The 22,443-nt window shown below is 56.9% G+C and carries 6 protein-coding genes; 1 reads left to right on the top strand and 5 read right to left on the bottom strand.

What is annotated here, in order from left to right; translation table 11 throughout:
* Positions 1–80: 80 nt before the first annotated feature.
* From BUB06_RS02340 to BUB06_RS02365, 4 genes are all read right to left on the bottom strand, one after another.
* Positions 81–551: a hypothetical protein gene (locus BUB06_RS02340; protein ID WP_039473308.1), complete on the bottom strand. Its 471-nt coding sequence runs from the start codon at positions 549–551 to the stop codon at positions 81–83.
* A gap of 843 nt (positions 552–1,394) precedes the next feature.
* A complete protein-coding gene (locus tag BUB06_RS02355; protein ID WP_039473314.1) occupies positions 1,395–1,682 on the bottom strand; it encodes a hypothetical protein in 288 nt (95 codons plus the stop codon).
* Position 1,683: 1 nt separating this feature from the next.
* A complete protein-coding gene (locus BUB06_RS02360) occupies positions 1,684–19,257 on the bottom strand; it encodes a hemagglutinin repeat-containing protein (protein ID WP_236689869.1) in 17,574 nt (5,857 codons plus the stop codon).
* 50 nt (positions 19,258–19,307) lie between these two features.
* Positions 19,308–20,972: a ShlB/FhaC/HecB family hemolysin secretion/activation protein gene (locus BUB06_RS02365; RefSeq protein ID WP_039473316.1), complete on the bottom strand. Its 1,665-nt coding sequence runs from the start codon at positions 20,970–20,972 to the stop codon at positions 19,308–19,310.
* 335 nt (positions 20,973–21,307) lie between these two features.
* Here BUB06_RS02365 and BUB06_RS02370 point away from each other — a divergent pair, with 335 nt between their 5' ends.
* The gene (locus BUB06_RS02370) at positions 21,308–21,973 is read left to right on the top strand and encodes a GntR family transcriptional regulator (protein ID WP_039286325.1); all 666 of its coding nucleotides are present in this window, start codon (positions 21,308–21,310) and stop codon (positions 21,971–21,973) included.
* A gap of 20 nt (positions 21,974–21,993) precedes the next feature.
* Here the strand turns inward: BUB06_RS02370 and BUB06_RS02375 are convergent, their stop codons facing one another.
* Positions 21,994–22,416 (bottom strand): type III secretion system chaperone, encoded by a 423-nt coding sequence (locus BUB06_RS02375; RefSeq protein WP_039473318.1) that lies wholly within the window; start codon positions 22,414–22,416, stop codon positions 21,994–21,996.
* Between the last annotated feature and the right edge of the window lie 27 nt (positions 22,417–22,443).

A 22,443-nucleotide genomic window follows, 5' to 3' on the forward strand; every position in this document is an offset into this window, starting at 1 on the left:
TGAGCACAGCCATCTGCTGATACGCACTGTAACTGAGTGACAGATGCAAAAATCCCAGCTCTTTTAGAGGCTGGAATTAGTCATTTATAATAATTGATACCTTCATCGTATTCATATGATAAAGGTAAAGAATTAAAAATATTTATTTCATCTCCAATATTTACAATAATCAAATTTAAATCACCTTCAAAAACCAACTTTATTCCTACATAAGAATTTTCTATCGAAGAAAATATCGAATAAATCTCTAATACTTCCTTCCCAGCATAGTCAATGAATAATGCAAATTTCGACATATCCATAATTACTTCCTTACCGTATTCGCCAAGATCACTTTCATGAATAGGCGAGTCCGTAAGTTCAAGTGTTGACCCATCTTTACCGCAGACGAAATTGACTAATCCTTCTGGGTTAGAAAAAATAAACTGCAATTTTTGAGGATGATAAAAATCAGGTGTATCAAGTTCATATACAAGCCCTCTCACACCTAAAAGCCGTTCATTAATAACACTACTTGCCCATTTTCTATATTTCCCTAAAAATTTAATCATTTAGGATCTCCCTTTAATGCATGCTAGTAATTCCGTCTTTTAGAATCGTGACAATATCACAGCATCCCACAAAGCAGACTGTCGCCTCTCACCGCCGCATAAGAGTGGCTTAAAACTCGGTGTTAATACTGGACAATCCGTTATCGTCACCGTTGAACGCGGTAAACTGGTGCTTAAACCAAAACTGAAGCGCTGGCCGATAAAGAGAAAATCCCGGATTAAGGTCGGGATCTTTGAACATATTTTATTTACCTCTATTCACCTTGAGCCGGGACATAAGCCAGATTCCTATCCCTAAGGGGACTCCCCCAGATAGGCCTTTTCTAGCAGAGTCAATAACTACGTTCTGCCACGAAAAGTAAAAAAAGCCATCCTTAAGAAAGAATACAGATGCGATACCTAATCTAATAAGAAGCATAGTTAAAGCAATGAGTACAGTGAATGACGTGATTAGAACCAAAAGAGTTTTAATCCCTACTTTATTTGCCATTTTGATTATTCCTGATTGCCTTTACTTGGTTCTCCGCCTCAGAAGTCGCTGCTTCTGAACTCAAAGCACCGACTACCGCCCCTACAGATTCCGCAGCTCTATCTGAAACAATATCGCCATCGTCGAGAGCATACTGACACTCATCGATGGACTGGCGCTGAGGCCGATGGCATTCAACACCATCCAACTTGTAGCTCAAACTCAGCTTCAAGCCACTGAAATAAATTTCAACACCGACCAGTCAGTTATCGTTACCGTTGAGCGGGGTAAACTGGTGATTGAGACTGCACTTAGGTTCTGACGGTAAAAATGACGTTCCCAGCGCAAAGGCCGGGATCGTTATCAGTTAGGAGCTATTTATTAAACAAGGGATTATTTTTTACAATAGAGCAAATCTTATCTGTTATCAAATCTATATCTCCACCATATTGTCCTCTATCTACCATCATTCTAAAATCGCTCATAATATTTTTATTTATGTTACACATTCCATTAACATCTCTATTTTCAAGTATGTGAACGGCCTTTTTCAGACAAGAATAGGCAGATTCACTACTCCCATCATTCTTCAAGTAAATAATAACTTGCTCTAGCAAAATTATTAATTTCTTTACATCATCTATATCATTATCGGTTAACAAATTACTTTCCTCTTGTCACCTGATCAGGGAATTTAGTTTTAAACTCATCATAAGTGTAGATTTTTCCTGTCTTACCATCTCTAACTGATTTTATCCAATCTGTTGAGTAATTTCTTGGTAACAGTATTTGATCTGCCCCACCAGTATATTTCGGATTAGTGCTCAGAGGTGGCTGTTCGCCAACAGCACCTATATTAAGTTTAGTATTCTTTGGTATTTCAATTTGCGCTTCAAACTGGGTAGTACTCCATTTTTTATACACCGCAGTCTCGTTCCTGCTCGCATTTGAGACTGTTGTAGCGTATCCACCATCAAGCTTTGCTTGTTCCTCTGAACCACCAAATTTTCTAAATAGAGTTACAGGCTCACGAGTAATAACCGTCTCGTATTTCCCTGATCTAAATGTGGAAATAATAGATTCAGGCAAATATTCTTTGTCAGTTATAATTAAACTATTATCTATCTTTGTTCCCAGAGCCGCTGTTCCAGCTTTTGTTGGCGAGGAAATTGTAGCGTCTACTTGGGCGGATTTATTTGCTGCCCCTATCCCATAGAACCCAGCCAGCGCACTGACAAGCCCATGCAGTTGCATCGCCCTATCGTATTCCGATGCCACCTCAGTCCAGTCTTTGTTATTCTTCTCCGCTATCGCGGTTATCGCAGCATCGCGTGTAATACTGCCTGCATCCAAGCCGTACAGTATGTCACTTACATTAGCGGCGTCCTGCGGGTACAAGTCTTTAAAGATAAGCCGGTAACTTGCAGCACTTTCACCATAACTGTTCAGCGCCTGCTGCGCCTGAGCCACCAGTGCCGAGCACGCTCCGCTCGATTTGTTGCCCTGAGTACAGATATCACGAATGGCTTGATCGCGGTCTTTATCCAGTTGACGGGTATCAGCCAACTCTTTCGCTTCATCCTGCGTCAGTGTCCCGGCTTTCTCCTTGAGCTCCAGTGCCGTTTTCTTTTCGGCTTCTTTCGCACTCAAAAAGTTATTCTCCACCGCATTACGCCCAGACTGCGCGCCGCTGGCGGCAGACGCCGTGCTGTTGCCTGCCAGACCGGATACCAGCCCGGAGGCCAGCGTGGAAAGCGCGCTGACTGACTGTTTTTCCTCTTCCGTCAGGTCGTTCGCCGTCTTTCCAGGATATACTTTAGCCATGATCGCACGGGCGGCCAGTTCACCGCTGGAGGCTCCAATCGCCCCCGCAGCCGCATCCTGACCTGACAGTTGGGCAACAACAGCGCCCACTACCGCGTGCGCCATCGCGTTGGCTGCAATATCCGACGCCGTGATTTTACTTTCATCCTTCGGTATCGTGACATCTTTCACCAACTGCGCCAGATACGGTGATACACCGCTGGCAATCGCTTTCTGGATGTCCCCGCCCGCCAGTGCCTGAATCGCCGCAGTCGCTGCCTGTGCCGCTCGTTGGAAATCGCTACCCGTCCCGTATTTCTGCATCTCGGCTTTGTAGGTCGGCGATTCTGTCAGCGCTTTTTTATAGTCCTCCCACATCGCGACCGAATCACCGTCCTGCGGACGTTTGACTTTGGAGTCGCCCTTGGCCTCCGCGGCTTTCTGCGCTTTCAGCTCGCCTTCCGTGCGCACGATATCCATCACCTGCGCGCCGATTTCACCAATCAGCTGCGCCTGTTTCAGGCGTTTCTGCTCTTTCTCTTTGTTAAAGATCGGACTGAGCGCGTTGTTCGCGTGTTCAACGTCACGGCTCAGCGTGGTGATATCCTGCACCTGTTTCGCCGTATCCCGCAACAACAAGGTGCCATCGCTCACCGCCGCATAGGTGGTGCTGGAAGCATTACCGCTGTTACCCAGCGACATCAGCGCCGACGGTACCGTCATCGCCAGTGTCGAGAGCATACTGCCACTCATTGATGGACTGGCACTGAGGCCAATGCCACTGTGCTCCACCTTGAATTCGGCTTTGTTGTTGAGCCCGCTCCAGCCCAGCGTCCCCGTTTCCAGCCGATTTTTCTCTGCGCTGGCGGTGGAGCCAATTACCGCAGCGTCAAGCTGGGTGTGCTCACCGGTTTTTATACCAAATCCGTCTTTACCGGCAAAGAACCCCGTCTGCTGCTGCACGCTGTCATAGTTACTGTGGATCTTGTCTTTGCTGGCACTGAGGTAACCACTGCCGCTCATCGATCCCCAGGTAAAGCTCCCCCCGGCCGCTACGCTGGTCTGTTTGGAATCATAACGCTCGCTATCCTGCTGACTTTGCAGCAGCAGATTGCGTCCGGTATCAACATCAATGCGCTCGCCGTTCACCTGCGCGCCAATCAGTCGCGTATCACGTTCGCTTTTCAGCGTGACGTGGTTACCCGCATCCACCGTCGTTTCTGACCAGCTATTGCCCGTACCGGTTTCCCGCCCTTTCGCCGCATTAACGTTGGCGAAAATGCTGAGCCCCGCACTCCCGTTACTCAGTCCCAGGCTGATGCCGATATTCCCGCCGCTGCTGCTGTTTTTACCGCTGATCTCCTCGCTGTTACGGGCTGAGAGCAGGTGAATATCCTGCGCCGCGTTCATCATGACGTCGCCGCCCGCCTTAAGCTGGCTACCTGCGACTGTGATATCCCCGGTACGCGATTCGATACCAATATCTCCCGCCGCATTCAGCGTCGAACCAAAGCTCTGTTTCTGCTCGCTGGTCTGGCTGGAGCGTGAGTTTTGCGCCCCGAGAGAAATACTGACGCCAACAAAAGACGCTTCCCCCTTGTTGTTCAGCTCGGACTGGCTGCCCTGATAGGCCTGATACCCGGACAGCCCGGCCTTCATGCCCTGCAGCAGCGCCAGTCGGCCATCACTTTCACTTTTCGCCGCCTGAATGCTCTGCACCGCGCTGTTGAGCGCCGAACCCACCACACCAGACAGCGCCACGGTCAGCCCCGCGGTTTTCTGCTCAAACTCCTGCTGCTGTTTGCGTGTGTCATAGCCTGGGTCGATGGTGACGTTGTTGCCTTGCAGGAAGATGTCTTTTCCGGCCACCATATCGGTGCCGCTGATCGTGACATCGTTCCCAGCCTTCACCGTCACCGAATCGGTCGTGCTGCCAAGGGTGCTGATGCTCTGACTTTGTGTCGCCGCCTGATCGCGCAGTTTCTGGCTGGTCGAGGTTGAACCGATGGTAAAACCGATGCCGCCGCCGCTGAATAGCCCGCTTTTTTTCTTGCTGTGCTCTTCGTAGTTCTGGTAGTTCTCGACGCTGGCAGCGGTGTTGACGTCATTATTCGCCAGCAGCGTGACCTGTTTGTCACCGACCACTGAGGAGCCTTGCAGGTTGATATCCTGATTGGCCGCCATCATGACACTGTCACCCGACAACAAGCTGCCTTTCTCATCGGTTTGCAACGTTTCCCGCAGGGTATGCGTCACCGTCTTCGAAAAGCGCTTCTTCTTGACCGTGGTTTCTTCAAAGAAGGTGTGTTGCGTTTCGGTGGCCGACAGCAGGTTGATGTTGTTACCCGCCTGTGCCGTCACCGCACCGCTCGCTACGCCCTGTGCTGCCTGCAGGTTGATATCTCTGCCCGCCTGCAGGTTCAGGCCCTTGCCCGTCGTTAACTCGGTACTCTGCTGGGTGATGTTTTGCTGCCAGTCGGCGTGACGGTTCCACCAGTTCCCGCTGTAGGTTTCTTCCGTCTCAGACAGCAGGTTGAGATCGCGTCCGGCCGCCAATGTCGCATTGCCTTTGGCATTCAGGCTGGCTGCTTCGGACAGCACATCCCGTCCGGCCACCAGATTCAGATCGCCCCCGCTCAGGAGTTGGCTGTTTGCCACGTCCTGCGTGCGGCGCTGCGCGGTACTGCCGCCCTGATACAGCGTCTCTTTCAGCGTGTCCTGTGCGGTAAGACGGATATCATTACCCGCCGCCAGCGTCAGCGCCGTTCCACCGGAAAGCGAACTGGCATCGATCTGCATGTCCTGACCCGCCACCGCACTCAACACACCGCCGGCATTGACGGTACTGCCTGCAACAGAGGTATTCAGCGCGGTGTTGCTGCTGCGCCAGCCGATATCCACGCGGTTATTGGTCAGCGTCAGCGCCTCAATCGCGACATTGCCTTTGGCGTTCAGCGCCATGTCCTGTCCGGCATTGAGCGTAGCCGCCACGTTGCGGATATCCTTTCCTGCACTGAGCGTCAGGCTGTTGCCCGCGACGATTTCGGCGGTTTTGCCGAGTTCAGTGAAGACCAGCGAGCCAGTGCCGCTGCGCGAAGCCGTCGGCTGTGCGGTCTGGAAGTTGTGGCTCTCGGTTCGGTTGATGATATCGCCGTTGATGCTGGCGAGCTGCAGCGTGTTGCCTTCAATTAGGCTGCCGCTGTTGGTGATATTGTTGAGCGCCACCAGATTCAGGCCGCCGTCTGATTTGATCAAGCCGCCTTCGTGGTTATCAATCTTGTCGCCGCTGGCGATCGCCAGCAATTCAACGGCCTTGAGCGTGCCGCTGTTGGTGACGCTGCCGCCCGCGTTCAGCTCAACTTTGTTCGCGACAATCGCGCTGCCCTGCAGGTTGCTTTTATCCGCCTGCGCCAGATACAGCTTCGGTGCCAGCACGGTCTGCCCGTTGACCTCGATATTTTCCCACCAGACCATGCTCTGGCTGAGATTTGCAACCTGATCCGGCGTCAGGCTGACGCCCAGCTGCAGGTTCATGCCTTTCTGCGCCGCGGCCGCGTTATCCAGCAGTTTCTGCATCTGTTCCAGATCGGAGCCGGTGCCATTCAGGTGACGCTGCCCGCTCTGTTTCAGCACCGCCTGACTGATGTAGCGGGTATCAAACTCCGCATCCCCCAAGAAGCGGTAATCGTGGTCTGCATCCAGATTCAGTTTATCCAGCAGATAGGACGACCCCAGCACCCTATCGGCCTGCGTCCACTGTGAGCGCGTCTCGACCGGTACCACCGTTGACGGCTGCTGCCCCAGTAGCGTTTGCAGATCGCTGAACAGTGCATTATCCACCTGCCCCAGCTGTTCCAGTTTAGGGTTGGTGTGGATCAGGTAACGGCTGTCCGCATTCGGATCGACAACCAGCAGCCCGTTATTGCCTGTCGGCAGCGGGTAATCGGCAAGCGGGTTGGTACTCAGGTTTTGCAGCCCGTTACCGATGGCGCTCAGCAGGTCTGTGGCAGAAAGTGGTTGTGGCGCAGAAGGCGTAGCGCCGCCCGACAGAGTGTCTGCACTGACCGTCGGCTTCGGTGCATCAATCGCCGCCATGCCCGGCGCGGTCAGTGTGGCGAGGCTACCTACCGTGCCCGCTATCGTTACGCCCGTCACCGTGTTGTCCACGTTAACTGGCGTCAGACTATTCCCGGCATCAGGTCGTTGGCCTGTCGACGTGAGCGCAACGGCATCAGGGTTGCTGACGTGACCGGAGGTTGAAGGCTGTAGCACCACCGCGTCACCAGTGTTCAGCGTCAGCGGCTCGGTGGTATTCGGAGCCGCAATTACCGCGCTGATGTTCTCCGCCTGTGCGCCCGCTTGCAGCGCGGTGCCCGCCTGCTGCGTCAGCACGACCGCATCAGGATTGCTGACATGACCGGAAACAGAAGGTGATAACACCACCGCGTCGCCGGTGTTGAGCGCCAGCGGTCCGGTGGTAGTCGGTGCCGCGATCGCCGCTGTGATGTTGTCAGCCTGTGCGCCCGCTTGCAGCGCGGTGCCCGCCTGCTGTGTCAGCGTCACCGTTTTGCCCGACATAGTCACGCCTGCGGCATTGCCTGCCAGCATCGCCTGTCCACTGTTCGTGTTGGTGACGTCTACCGTACCCGCGTTAAACGACGAATCCTGACTGGCCAACTGACGTGTGGTCTGCTTCTGCAATGGCGACAGCGTGGTGATGGCATCCAGCACCGGTTTGGTGGAGGCAGGCATAAAGCCACCGCTGCCCGGCTGTAGGGTGGTGTTGCTAATATCTTGCTTAACATCGGCGGTAATGGTGCCGCCCGCCTGAATTAACGCGTTATAGCTTTCACCAACGGTTTTTTCGGTGGTTGGGGTGCCGACTAGGATGTACCATATTGTATTGCCTGATATATCCACCGCATATCTGTATTTTCCGCTCGCCACATCATTATCGCCAGTCGGAAAAGCAACGGGGCCAGGGTTGATCCCCCTTTCTACATATATGGCGTCATAATATCTATAAGTAAGATATTCATTTAATGAACCAGTATGATATGAAGTGTTATTTAATATTTCTCCTTTAATAGAAATATCGTTATTTGCAACTATCTGAGATGCATTGTTAATTAAATTTTGAGTGACAAGTGATATGTTACCCCCAGCTTTTAGCTCTCCTTCTCTACCTTGAGAGACTACTTTTTCTTCTTTGCTCTGGGTTACTACTTTTATATATTCTAAATGTTCATAGGGCGCATACATAAACCAGTATTGAGAACCAGGGAGGGTCTCCCACCACCCACTCACATAAACGCCATAGTCTTCTTTGTTAAACCACTCAATGGGAATATAGGCATCTGTTTTCCCTACCCAATCCGGCACCGATTCCGCCGTCGATTCACTCTCCGTCACCACCAACCCTTCACGCTGATTAGTCAGCGTGCCGGTATTAATGGTGATATCGCCGGACTGGGTTTCGATGGTACCGGAGCTGTTGAGCAGCGACGTACTGGCGTTACCCTGCGCATCGCGCTGCACCCACAGGCTGTTGCCCGCCAGAATGGTGCCGAACACGTTGGTCAGGGAATCCGACAGCAGGCGCATATTGCCGCCCGCATAGAGCATGCTGCTGTTGTGTAGCAAACCGCCGGCCTGTACCAGCAGGTCACCGGTGGTGCCAATCAGCCCTTTGTTATTCAGCGTGTTATCGCTCACCAAAGCCAGATTGCCACCCACCTGCACGCTGCCCGCTTCCAGTTGTACGATGTCTTTTGCGCTGATCCGCGAGTCCCCGCCGCCTGCCAGAATGCGCCCCTGATTGGTCAGCGTGCCAGTACTGGTCAGTTGGACAGATTGACCCTGTAACGTCCCGCGCTGGTCGAGGTCGCCCGCCACGTTCAGCGTTAACTGCTGCCCGGCAGCCATGCTCTGGGTGACGGTCAGCGGCCCGGTGAGTTCGGCGGTCAGATTGCCCAGCGCCACCAGTTGCCCGTCCTGCTGCAGTTCATGGGTTTTCAGGCGCAGATCCTGCGCGCTGTAGAGCTTCGCCCCCTGACGGTTGATGAGACGCTGTGTCTGCAGCGCCAGCTGTGTCAGGCCCAGCAGCGTGCCGTGGTTGTCCAGCTCGTCGGCGATAATCTCCAGTTCACCGGCCTGCACCAGCCCGTTATTCACCCACTGCGGAATTTTCAGCGTCAGCTTATCTTGCGCCATCAGGCTGCCCTGCTGGGTCAGCTGCGCGGTGTTGAGCACCAGTCCGCGCCCCTGCAGCCAGCCGTGGTTGTCCACCGCGGGCGCATTAAGCGTGGTGGTGCCGTCGGATAACAGCTGTCCACCCTGCTGGTTGACAATCTTATCTTTTCCATCCAATTGCAGCGCGGCGGTGCCCTGTACCGTGCCGCCATTGGTGATGATGCTCCCCGTCAGTGTGGTAGTGGCGGCGTTGATGTCGCCCTGATTATTCAACGCGGCCGCCTGCACGCTCAGCGTGCCGTCACTGCTTAAACGCGCCAGCGGTGCATTGGTGAACTGGCCGGTGGCGGTGGCGTTAAGCGCACGATCGCCGCGCAGGGTGCCGTGGTTAGTGAGTGACTCCGCGCCCAACGTCAAGGTGCTGCCCTGCACCTGACCGCGGTTGATGAGGTTGTTGGCCGTCAGGCTCAGCTCACCGCCGCTGACCAGTTGGCTGCCCTGCGCGCCCTGATAGGCACCGGTCAGTTGCAGCGTCCCAAGTTGGATACCCAGCAGATGGCCCTGCTGATCGAGGTCACGGGCAGTTAACCGTAACTCGTCCGACTGCCACAGCCCCTGATTACTCAGCACACCGGTCGTGAGTTCGCCTACACCACCGCTGAGCAATCGCCCCATCGCCAGGTTATCAACGCGGTCGGTGAGCTGCAGCGTAAAGCCGCCGACACCCGTCAGCGTGCCGCCGTTCTCCAGCGTCGTGCCGGTTAACGTCACCGCCCCCTGTGAGAACAGCTCACCCTGATTGCGTAACTGGTCGCCGTTGAGCAACAGGCTATTCAGCCCCGCGACGGTACCGCTATTGCTGAACGTATCGCCGTTCAGCGTCAGCGTGCCCGCCTGCCATAACCCGGCGTTATCTGCCTGTTTAGCCTGGAGCGTGGCCGCCCCTTTGCTGAGCAACTGGCTGCCTTTATCGCCGACATAGCGCAGCACGTCGAGCAGGCGCAGCGCGTCGGTGCCCTGAATGCGACCCTGATTATCCATCTCGCGGGCGCGTAGTTGCAGCTCACCGGCCTGTAATGCACCGGCGTTGCTCAGCGTGCCGCTGTCGAGGCGGCCTTCGCCGTTGGTCAGCAGTTCCGCCCCGGCACGGTTAATCAGTTCATTCCGGTTTGTGACCGTCAGGCCGTTGCTGCCCAGCACGCGCCCGCCGTTATCCAACGTGCCGGTGGTCAGGCTCAGCGTTCCCGCGACTATCTCACCACTCTGCGTTAGGTGGTCGGCCGTGATAACGGCGTCACCATCGCTCAGCAAACGAGACAGGGCGCTTCCCTGATAGGTGTTCAGTAAATCAAGACGCAGCCCGTCCTGACCGAGCAGCGTGCCGCCGTTTGTCAGGTCGTTTGCGGACAGTTCCAGCATGTTGCCCTGCCAGAATCCGTAGTTAGTGACATCACCAGCCTGCGCCTGCAGGGCACCGTTAGTCAGTAGTTGGCCGGTGCCGCCGACCGTCAGGCCGTCACGCAGTTCCAGTGTGATGCCACGCTCACCGATAACCGTGCCGGTGTTGTCGAACGCACCGCCGTTCAGCGCCAGCGTCCGGCTCTCCCAGCGCCCGCTGTTGCGCAGCTGGTTGCCGCGCAGCGTCAGCGTGTCGGCAGTATGCAGCAGGCCTGACCCCTGATAGTCGCCGTCAAGCGTCAGCGCCCCGTCAGCCATCACGCTGCCCGCATTGTTTATCGCACCACTGTCGAGCGTCAGCTTACCCACGCCGGATACGGTGCCCTGATTGTCGAGCAGGCTGGCGCTCAGCCAGCTGTCGCCGCCGGAGAGCAGCGTCCCCTGATTGGTTAACCGGCTGGCCGGATTAGCGCGGTCCAGCGCGATGGCTAACCCGTGGTCCCCCTGCATCCGCCCGCGGTTGGTCAGTTGCTGCGCGTCAAACGTCAGCCGGTCTGCCTGCACGTCGCCATCGTTTGCTGCCGTCGCCGCACGCAGTACCGCGACGCCCTGCGACAGCAGCGTGCCGCCCTGCTGGTTATTCAGGCCATTTGTGGTCGTCAGCGACAACGCAGTGAGACCAAAAATCTGTCCACGGTTGGTCAGGTCAGCCGCCTGCAGCGTGATGTCGCCCGCCTGCCACTGCCCCTGATTGTCAACCTGACTCGCCGTCAGCGTGCTGCTGCCCTGACTCAGCCATTTGCCCTGATTGCGTGCCGTCCTCGCAATCGCCAGCGTCAGTGCATCGACACCCAGCATCTTTCCCTGATTATCCAGTGTCTGCGCGTCCACCTTCAGCGCACGCGCTTCCAGCGTGCCCTGTTGATCAATATGGTTCGCCACCACGCCCAGCGTGGTGCTGCCGCTGATAAGCCCGCGGTTATCCAGTTTATTACGCAGCTCGAATTGCAGATCGGCTGAACCCAGCATCTGCCCGTGGTTCAGCACGTCCGCCGCGGTGATATCGATGCGCTGGCTGGTGAGATCGCCAGTGTTGGTCAACGTACCGTCCAGCGTCAGCTGCAGGTCGCGTGTGCCGTTCAGCTGTCCGCCGTTGGTCACATCGCGGGCGGCAATGGTCAGCGCCTGGCTGTTCAGCGCGCCCTGATTATCAAGATGATTGCCAAGATCCAGCGTCAGCCCGTTCACGCCCATTAGGGTACCGTGATTGACGACGTCCCTGGCCTTGAGCGTCAGCGCGTTACTGCCGATGTCACGCGTGTTATTCAGCGCCCCATTCAGATTCAGGAACAGGCTGTCGACGCCGGTGAGCGTACCGAGGTTGGTCAGGTCGTTGGCGTTCAGTTCCACCGCCGCCCCGTACAGCGTGCCGCGGTTGGTGAGATTATTGCCGGTTGTCAGTTCAAGGCGGTCGAGGCCGTTCATTTTCCCGCTGTTGTCCAGCCTGTCGGCCTGTGCGGTCAGTTGATGGCTGTTCAGCGTGCCCTGATTGGTTAACGCGTCATCCAGCGTCAGTTGAAGACCGTCAACGCCGGTGAGGGTGCCTTCGTTAGTCAGCGTACGGGCAGCAACAGTGGCGAGCTTGCTCCACAGCGTGCCCTTATTGTGTAATTCGCCGTTTACCAGCGTCGCCTTCAGCGAGGTATCGCCCTGAATATGGCCGACGTTGGTCAGTTGCTGTGCGTCCAGCGTCAGGCGGTCCGCCTGCCACTCGCCCTCGTTGCTCGCCTCGGCCGCGTTCAGCACCGCCATGCCCTGCGTGAGCAGCGTGCCGGTTTGCGCATTGCTCAGCGTATTTTTCGCCGTCAGCGTCAGCGCCGACAGCCCCAGTAGCCGTCCGGCATTCCCGACGTCATCCGCCGTTAGCGCCAGCGTATTGCCCTGCCAGAATCCGTCGTTCGTGACCGCTCCCGCCCGTGCTGATAACTCACCGTTGGTCAGCAACTGACCGGTGCTACCGACCGTCAGGCCATCCCGCAGTGCCAGCGTAATACCGCGCTCACCGATGACCGTGCCGGTGTTGTTGAACGCACCACCGTTCAGCGCCAGCGCCCGGCTTTCCCAGCGTCCGTTATTGCGCAGCTGATTGCCGCGTAACGTCAGGGTGTCGGCGGTATGCAACAATCCCGTGCCCTGATAGTCGCCATCGAGCGACAGCGCCCCGTCAGCAATCACGCTGCCCGCGTTGTTTATCGCACCACTGTCGAGCGTCAGCTTACCCACGCCGGATACGGTGCCCTGATTGTCGAGCAGGCTGGCGCTCAGCCAGCTGTCGCCGCCGGAGAGCAGCGTCCCCTGATTGGTTAACCAGCTAGCGGGGTTGGTACGATCCAGCGCGATGGCTAACCCGTTGTCACCCTGAATGCGCCCGCGGTTGGTCAGTTGCTGGGCTTCAAACGTCAGGCGGTCCGCCTGCGCGTTGCCGTCGTTTGCCACCGTCGCCGCACGCAATACCGCAATACCCTGCGACAGGAGTTTCCCATTCTGCTGATTAGTCAGGCCGTTGGCGGCGGTCAATGACAACGCATTGATACCAAAAATCTGCCCGCTGTTGGTCAGGTCAGCGGCCTGCAGCGTGATGTCGCCCGCCTGCCACTGCCCGTGATTCTCAACCTGATCTGCCGCCAGCGTGCTGGTGCCCTGACTCAGCCATTTACCCTGATTGCGTGCCGTTCCCGCAATTGCCAACGTCAGTGCATCCACGCCCAGCATTTTGCCCTGATTATCCAGCGTCTGCGCGTCCACCTTCAGCGCCCGTGCTTCCAGCGTGCCCTGCTGGTCGATATGGTTCGCAACGATATCCAGCGTGGTGCTGCCGCTGATAAGCCCACGGTTATCCAGTTTATTACGCACATTCAGTTGCAGATCGTCCGAGCCCAGCATCTGACGGTGGTTGAGCACGTCCGCCGCAGTGATATCGATACGCTGGCTGGTGAGATCGCCAGTGTTGGTCAACGTACCGCCCAGCGTCAACTGCAGGTCACGTGTGCCGTTCAGCTGACCGCCGTTGGTCACGGCGTTGGCAGTAATGGCCAGTGCCTGGCTGTTCAGCGCGCCCTGATTATCAATATGATTGCCGAGTGCCAGCGTCAACCCGTTCACGCCCGTCAGGGTGCCGTGGTTGAATACGTCCCTGGCCTTGAGCGTCAGCGCATTGCTGCCGATGTCACGCGTATTATTCAGCGTCCCATTCAGATTCAGGAACAGGCTGTCGACGCCGGTGAGCGTGCCGAGGTTGGTCAGGTCGCTAGCGTTCAGCTCCACCGCCGCCCCGTACAGCGTGCCGCGGTTGGTGAGGCTATTGCCGGCTGTCAGTTCAAGATGGTCGAGGCCGTTGATTTTCCCACTGTTGTCCAGTCTGTCGACCTGTGCAGTCAGTTGATAGCTGTTCAGCGTGCCCTGATTGGTTAACGCGTCATCCAGCGTCAGTTGAAGACCGTCAACGCCAGTGAGGGTACCGTCGTTGGTCAGCGTACGGGCAGTAATAGTGGCGAGCTTGCTCCACAGCGTCCCCTGATTAGTGACGTCACCGTTTGCCAGCGTCATCTTCAGTGATTTGTCGCCCTGAATATGGCCGACGTTGGTCAGTTGCTGTGCGTCCAGCGTCAGGCGGTCCGCCTGCCACTCGCCCTCGTTGCTCGCCTCGGCCGCGTTCAGCACCGCCATGCCCTGCGTGAGCAGCGTGCCGGTTTGCGCATTGCTCAGCGTATTTTTCGCCGTCAGCGACAACGCCGACAGTCCCAGCAGTTGGCCGGCATTCTCGACGTCATCCGCCGTCAGGGTCAGCGTACCCGCCTGCCATTGCCCACGGTTTTCCAGTCGGTTGGCGGTCAGCGTGCTGTCGCCCTGGCTCAGCCATTTTCCGCTGTTACGCGCCGTGGTGTGAATCGCCAGCGTCAGCGCATCCGCGCCCAGCATCGTGCCCTGATTGTCCAGCGCGTTCGCCTGCACATGTAGTTGGCGGCTTTCGAGCGAACCTAATTGTTCGACCTGACTCGCCTCAAGCTGCACCCGCTGACTGCCGCTCATCAGGCCGCTATTGCGCACCATCTCCTGCAGCGTCAGGTACAGCGCATCACCGGAGACCTCGCCCTGATTGAACAGGTCAGTCGCCGACAACCCCAGCGTCGCCCCATAAAGCTGGCCCTGATTGGTCAGGCGGTCAGCAAGGGTCAGTTGTAGTTCATCAATGCCGGCAATCTCGCCGCCGTTAAACAGGGTATCAGCCGTAATCGCTGTCCGCTGCCCCAGCAGCGTGCCCTGATTCTCCAGCGCGTACCCTTGCAGTTGGATAGCGTTCGCCTGCCAGCGCCCGCTGTTGGCCAGCGTGGTGCCGGACCAGTCCAGCAACCCGTCCGTCTGCAGCGTCCCGCGGCCCTGATAATTTCCCGCCAGTGACAGCGAGGTGACGGCCAGCACGGTTCCGGCATTCTCCACCGTCTCGCCGATAAGCGTTGCCGCGCCGTTACTGGCGAGTGAGCCCTGATGGGTTATCTGCGTGGCGCGCAGCTGTGTGTCGCCTCCAGATACCAGTGTTCCGCGGTTGTCCAGAACACCGTCTGTTGCTCCACCTTTCTGGCGTGAGGATGACGCGTTGAGTTGCTGAACATCTGCCGCCAGCGACAAGGCCATCGGCAGGAATGAGCGTTGACGATCGGCACTCACGGGCGCGACCTTGATGTCGATATCGCCTTCGGTCTGAACCCGTCCCACGTTGGTGAAACTGGCCGCCTGCAGCGTCAGGTTATCTGCTCGCCACTCGCCGTAGTTCTCTGCCTGAGCGGCCTGTAACACCGCCGCGCCCTGCGTGAACAGTGTCCCGTTTTGTTGATTGTTAAACCCGTTTTTCGCTGTGATGGACAGCGCCGCCATCCCCAGCAACTGCCCAGCGTTGGTGACCTCATCCGCGTCAAGCAAGAGGGACCCGGCCTGCACCAGACCGCTATTGTCCACCTGCCGGGCGGTAACCATGCCGTTGCCCTGCGTCAGCACATTACCCCTGTTCGTGACCGTGCCCACGATGGCGAGCGTCAGCGCATCCACCCCCAGCATCTTGCCCTGATTAAACAGTGAGGCGGTGTCCAGCGTGACGGTTTTCCCCTCCAGCGTGCCTTTCTCGCGCTGGTTGACGTCGCCAGCCGTCACCGCCAGCGTGTTGCTGGCGCTGATTATCCCTGCGTTATCCAATAAGCCCGCCACATCCAGTTGCAAATGCTTGATGCCCTGCAACTCGCCACGGTTGTTCACGTCCACCGCCGCAACAGACAGGCTATCGCTGCGCAACACACCAGTATTGTAAAGGTTGTCGCCGAGCGACAGCGTTAACGTATCGACACCGGTGATGTCGCCGTGGTTAACCAGGTGATCCACGGACATCGCGACCGTATTGCCCAGCACCGTGCCCTGATTGGTTAACGTCAGGCCTTGCAGGGACAGCGCACGGCTTTCCCAGTGCCCGTGATTCACCAGCGTGTCGCCGTGCAGCGTCAGCGTACCCGCCGTATTCAGCAGGCCGCGCCCCTGATAGTCGCCACGCAGCGACAGCCCGGTTGCCGCCACCAGACGGCCGTCGTTAATCAGCGACGCGCCAGTCAGTTCAGTGTGCCCCAGGCTGGACAGCGTGCCCTGGTTATCCATCAGGCGCGTGAACAACGTGGCGTCCCCGCCTGTCGTCACGGTGCCACGGTTAACCAATGTGCCCTTGCCGTCAGTGGTGGGCAGCGTCAGAGATAAGGACTCATCCCCCTGGATCTGCCCGTCATTGGTCAGATTCTCTGCCGCCAGCGTCAGGGTTTTCGCCTGCCAGTCTCCGGCATTAACGACCTCTTTCGCCGCTAACGTTGCCGCGCCCTGAGAAAGCAGTTTTCCCGCCTGCCGATTGGTGAGCCCGTGGGTCGCCGTCAGCGCCAGCGAGGACACACCAAAGATTTTCCCCGCGTTATCCAGTTCATTCACCTGCAGCGCGATATTTTTCGCCTGCAAGATCCCCTGATTATCAAACCGCTGCGCTAACGTGGTGCTGTCGCCCTCGCTCAGCAGTTCCCCCTGATTCGACAGGTTACCGGTTATCGCCAGCGTCAGCGCATCGGTGCCGTGAAGCGAGCCCTGATTGTCGAGCTGTGCCGCTTCCGCACGAAGCTGGTTGCCCTGCAGCGTACCAGCGTTATCCAGACTGCCAGTTAAGAAAAGCGACAGGTTATTGATACCGCTCATCGTGCCGCTGTTGTTGAGAGACCCACCGTCTGCCGTCAGGGTTAACGCCTGCAACGATCCCCGGTTCTCGGCCTTCGCGGCCTGAAGGCGCAGCGCCTCCCCGCTGAGCCAGTCGCCGCTATTGGTAAAGGTATCGGCGACAGTCAGGTTCACCGTGCCAAGCGCCTGTGCCTGCCCGCTGCTGGTGAGGGTCATCGCCTGAATAGCCAGTGCATTACCCTGCAACGCCCCGGCATTGCTGGCAGCCTCGCTGTTAATCGTCCAGTTCCCGGTGGCCAGCAGGCTGCCGCGGTTGTCCAGTTGCGTAGCGGTAATCTGTCCGTCGCCAGTAATACTGGTCTTGCCCGCGTTAAGCCAGCGTTCGGCATTGAGCAGGAACTGCTGCGCCTGAATCGCGCCATCGGTCTCCACCTGCCCCGCGTTCACCGTCAGGTCGGTGCCCACCAGCAGCGTGCCGCGAGCGGATTGCGTCAGTGAACGTGTGGCATCAAGCTGCAGCGCGTTGTCGGCCTGCAATGTGCCCTGATTGGCGAGCGTGCCAGTATGTAGTTGTAAGGCGGGGGCCGTAATCGTACCGTCATTGCTGAGGTGGTCAGCGGTAACCTGCAGGATATGGCCGGACTGCATCAGGCTGCGGTTATCCAGCGTGTCGCCCAGCGTCAGCGCCAGTTTTTCACCCGCGCTGAGCGTGCCATGGTTCACCAGACTGCCACCGTGCAGCGCCAGCATCTGTTGTGCGTTGATACTGCCGTGGTTTTCGGTCGTCTGGCTGGTCAGGTCGAGGGCGTTTGCCGTGACGTCGCCCTGATTGGTGAACTGGATGGTCTGCGCAGTCAACGTCGCAGCGTTCAATGTGCCACCGTTGGTGAGGTGGTCGGTCAGCAAAAACAGCTGATTATCGGTCAGGATGTTGCCCTGATTATTCAGCGCCGCCTGCAGTTCCAGTTTCACCTCGTTCCGGGCGCTGAGTAATCCGCTGTTGTCCAGGCGCTGCGCGTTAACCGTCAACCGTTCGGCCGCCGCCAGCGTGCTGCGGTTCGTCAAGGCGTTGCCGCTGAACGTCAGCCCCTGCAGTGCGGCGATATCACCGCGGTTGTCCAGCGCATCCAGCGTCAGCGTGAGGGTCTTCCCTGCCAGCGTGCCGCGCTGTACCAGACGCCCGCCGTCAACGGCCAGCGCATTACCGGCGGTCAGGCTCCCCTGCCAGTCACCCTGCTGCGTCACGCGCACCGTGGCGTTGTTTTTCGCCTGAAGCTGGGCGCTGCCGGCACCGTTAAGGCTGGCCGCCTCCAGCCGCACCGCTTCAGCGCCCGCGCTGCCTGCCAGCGACACGGTGTCCCCGCGCATCTCAAGCGCCGACTCCGCCCTGAGGTCGCTTTGCGCATCCTGCTGCAGCGCTTGCCCTGCATCGATCGTCATTTTGCCCGCGGCAAGCTGGGTAGCCGCAAGCGTGACGCTGTCACTTTTTATCGATAATTGATTCGCTGACTTGACCTTGCCCTGCGCATCGACGCCGGCACTGATGACGCTGTTTTGCGCTTTAAGTCCGCCCCCCGATGCCAGCTCGATATTTTGTCCAGCACGCAGCGTCGCGTCCTGCAGCGTGATGTCCTGTCTGGCTTTCAGCGTCAGGGCGTCTCCCGCCTGCTGTTTGCCCTGCAGCGCCAGTGCGTCTGCGTCGGCCTGAATCGTGCCCTGCGCCACCGCATCGCCGAGGCTGAGTTTACCGTTCGCCGACAGCGTGATATCGCCGCTGCGCGCGCTCAGATTGCCGACGTTAACGCCCACGCCTTTATCACTGGACACCAGCTTGATGCGGTTGGTGTACATGCCACCCAACGCGCCCGTATCCAGCGCGACTTTTACATTACTGTCCGCCGCCTGCGCCGTCACCTTGCCCGTCGCGTCAACCTGATTCGCCCCCAGCACAATCCGGGTATCGTTGGCATTCAGCCCGGCATCAATCTGCGCGGTGCGGGCTATCAGGCTGAGGTAGTCGCTCTTGCTCGCGTCCAGCCCCTGCCCGGTCAGCTTGATATCGCCGCGCTTCACGTCGATATGTTGCAGGTTCCCCTGCGCGTCCAGCTGCGGTTTTCCGGTGGTCAGTGTCACTTGTGGGGTGTTGATAAAGCCGCAGCCGTCGCAGGTAATGCCGTTCGGGTTGGCAACAATCACGCTGGCCTGCTTGCCACCGACTTCCAAGTAGCCCGCCAGCGTACTGCGGTTGGTGGAGACCACTTCGTTGATGATGGCGTCGGCGGCTTTGCCTTTCAGATTGGGGTTGTTTTGGATCAGCCCACCAAGCTGGGTAGAATTGAGCTGTTCCGTGCCGTTATTCAGGATCAGGCCGGGTTTGTCGACGTTAAAATCGCGGTACTGGTTGTGGGAGATCCCCGCGCTGTTTGGCGTGGCGATATTAATGACCGGGACGCCGTTGCCGGCCTGATCCAGCGCGGTATTGCCCGTCGCGACCTGCACGCCCGCGGCCATCGCCGGCAGCAGCGGCTGAAACGCAATCAGGTGGATCAGCGTATACGCCAGCAGGCGCTGTGTGGTTTTTACTGGTTTCATCCCTGATCCCCGGTCTTAATGACTCATTATGAACAACAAAAAGTTAAAAACTAAAAAGAAAGCCCAACGCGGTAATACACCACGGCGCTATCCGGTTTTAGCCAGTCGGGGTGTGCCAACGGCCAGCCAACCGTGATTTGTTGTGATAGATATTGATTCGCGACACCCGCGCCTACCGCCGCGCCCCACAGCGTACCCGCCGATTCGCTGTCGGCCTGATGTGAGAAAAGATGTCCGCCATCCACCGCCGCAGTCAGGGTGACGCTGCCCAGTAGCGGCAACTGCGCCGCTCGCCAGTTGAGTTCGTTGCGCCAGTAACCACCGCGATTACCTGAGAGATACTGCTCTTTGAAACCGCGCACGGAGGTTTCACCGCCCAGCGTTACCTGCTCGCTGCCATACAGGCGCTGCGGTGAATACTGGCCGTAGACGTTGGTGAGGTAATGAAGGTTGTCAGCAATCGGGTAGTAATAACTGGCCGCCAGCGTCACCTTGTTAAATTCGGCGCGCAGCGCATCATCAGATTTCCCTTCATCGCTTTCAGCGCCGAACCAGCGCGTTCCTCTGCTGTAAGCCGGGTTGAGCGTCGCCAGCCCGCCCCACAGTTTCTGGCTGTGGTTGATGCCGATAATCGCGCTGCTGAGTTTACGGCTGCTGGATTGCAGCAGGACATCGTTGAGGTAGTTCTTTCCGATACGGTGCGACAGGCCCGCCGAGAGGCTGGTTTTCATGTCGCCGTTGCGAAACACCACGCGTGACAGCGTGGCGCGGTGCGTCTGGCTGTCGCCGGTTGAATGCCAGACAAAATCCCGGTTGATGAAATCGTTGCGATAACGGCTTTGGGAGTAGTCGTAGCTGAGCGTCCAGTAACCATAGGGCAGCGACACGCCCGCCTGTAAGCTCTCGACATTGCGGCTATCGCGAAATTCGCTGCTGTGCCCGCCGTTGACAAACCACTGGTCGGCCAGCCCCAGCACGTTATCCGCCCACAGGCCGCCACTGAGCTGCCGCTCTCCGGTACTTTTCTGTCCGCTATTATCAAAACCGATATTTGCCGTCAGCGGAATTTGCTTTTTACTGGTAAGGTTCACGATGGAATAACCGGGCTGGCTGCCGGGCTGAATTTCAATGCTTACCTGCTGCGTCGGCATGCGGTTGAGCTGTTCCATGCCCTGCTCGATATCCCGGAGATTGAGAATTTTGCCTTCCAGCCCTGGGAAAACCTGTTTTAATGCCCACGTCGATTGATTATTAATATTAATAGATTCGAGGCGGCCTTCCAGAATATCGATCTGCAATACGCCGCCAGAAAGATCTTGCTCAGCAATAAAGGCTCGGCTAGTGATATAACCCCGCTCGATATACCAATTACTGACGTCATGAATCAGCTGATTTATATCGTTAACATTAAGGCAACGATTAATATAATCTTTATTTAACTTATCTTTATCTTTTTCACGCAGCAGGGAGCTATTGTGATAATTAATATCTTTAATGAAAAAACAGTGTCCAGCATCGCTTCCGCTAGTTGGATTTATCGTCGTTTGAGGTTGATTTAACTGTAATAATTCATCGCGCTGCTGCCGGGACTGATCAATTACCTCGGCCTGCCGCTGCTGAATGTCATTTCTGTCTGCCGGATTAAGCGGCGCGGAAAATACGGTATAAGAAAATAGCGCAGGCATGATAACGATCAGCCTGAAAAAACCACGCATGGCTTCATCCCTGATAATAATTTTTTCGGCATAGTAGAACCGTTAATTACCAAGCTCAATATGTCAGGTAATATATAATTTTATGACAATCGGTTTGCGTTAAGTCGCGATAAAATACTTCCTTAACCAATAATTTTAGATTGGTTACACCTCGTCATACGTTACTGCGTATTTCATGACCTTTTCTTGTCGATTCTTCACCCATGGGGTATCTCACCCCATAGCGTCGTTGATGCATCATATTGTATATTAACGCCTCATCGCCGCGGGTCGTTGCGGTATCAACCCACATCTCTATCTCATTACGTTGCGCAGCGCTTCTCTCTGGAGGAACAGTGAATTATCCAATTGGGCAGATCAATCACAGCTATCTGGGCTCCAGCGTTTATACCATGCTGCGTGAGGCGTTAATTACCGGCCAACTCAAACCGGACGATCGCCTGAGAATACGCGAGCTTGCCGCACAGGTTGGTACCAGCGTCACACCAGTACGAGACGCGATCCTGCAACTGGCGAAAGAACAGGCGCTGGTGCTCAAGACGCCGCGCGATATCCGCGTTCCTCAATTGACCGAAGCCCAGTTTATCGAGATCCGCACATTGCGGCTGGCGCTGGAAGGCACGGGAGCCGAGCAGGCTGCTGCGCACATTACGCCGAAGATGCTGGAGCAGATTGAAGAGAATATTCGCCAGAATCGTCTGGCGATTGACGAGAAAAATCTACGCGAAGCGCTACGGTTAAATAGCGAATTTCACCTGTTCCTGGCGCAGGCGGCGCGTATGCCGCTATTGACGCAGTTTATCGGCAGCCTGTGGATGCGCACAGGCCCGTTAATTGCGCAGGCCTATGCGCATTTTTCCGTGCAGATGGCGATCGAACATCACGAAGAGGTCTTCGCGGCGCTACAGCAGCGCGATGCCAGCGCCGCCCGACAGGCTATCCAATCCGATATTCTGGACGGCAGCGAAACGATGCTGGCCTTTATTGCCATCGACCAATAGCGTGCCGTGGCTCAATCACGTTATGCCGCGATGAACCGTGGTAATAAGCCGCGAATCAACAGTCGGGTCTCTTTGGCCTGGCTGATAAAGGCAGGCAGCAGCGCAGTAAAGCTCGGTTCGTCCAGCGATTCTGCGGTGTGCTGAGTGCACAAACGCAGCGTCGCATTCTCATCCAGCGCCAGCCAGCAGCCTTTCATCGCCGCCATTTCAAAGTTAAGCATCAGCATGAACTGATACACCGCCGTGCTAACCTCCCCCTGAAAGCGCATCACATCGCTGTGTAATAGCAGCACGCCGCTGCTGGCAGGGACTTCCAACACCACTGCCTCCTGACCGTCAGGTTCGCGTAGCGCGCAGATGCCGTCCTGCAAGCCCAACTGAGTACGGCTGAGCGCACCGTAATGGCGTAATAGCCGAGTAATATGCTGTTGTGTGGGTGTCATCCTGTTCTCCTTTAATCACCGCATGTT

The sequence above is a fragment of the Pectobacterium carotovorum genome, from assembly GCF_900129615.1.
In the GTDB taxonomy this organism is placed as follows: domain Bacteria; phylum Pseudomonadota; class Gammaproteobacteria; order Enterobacterales; family Enterobacteriaceae; genus Pectobacterium; species Pectobacterium carotovorum.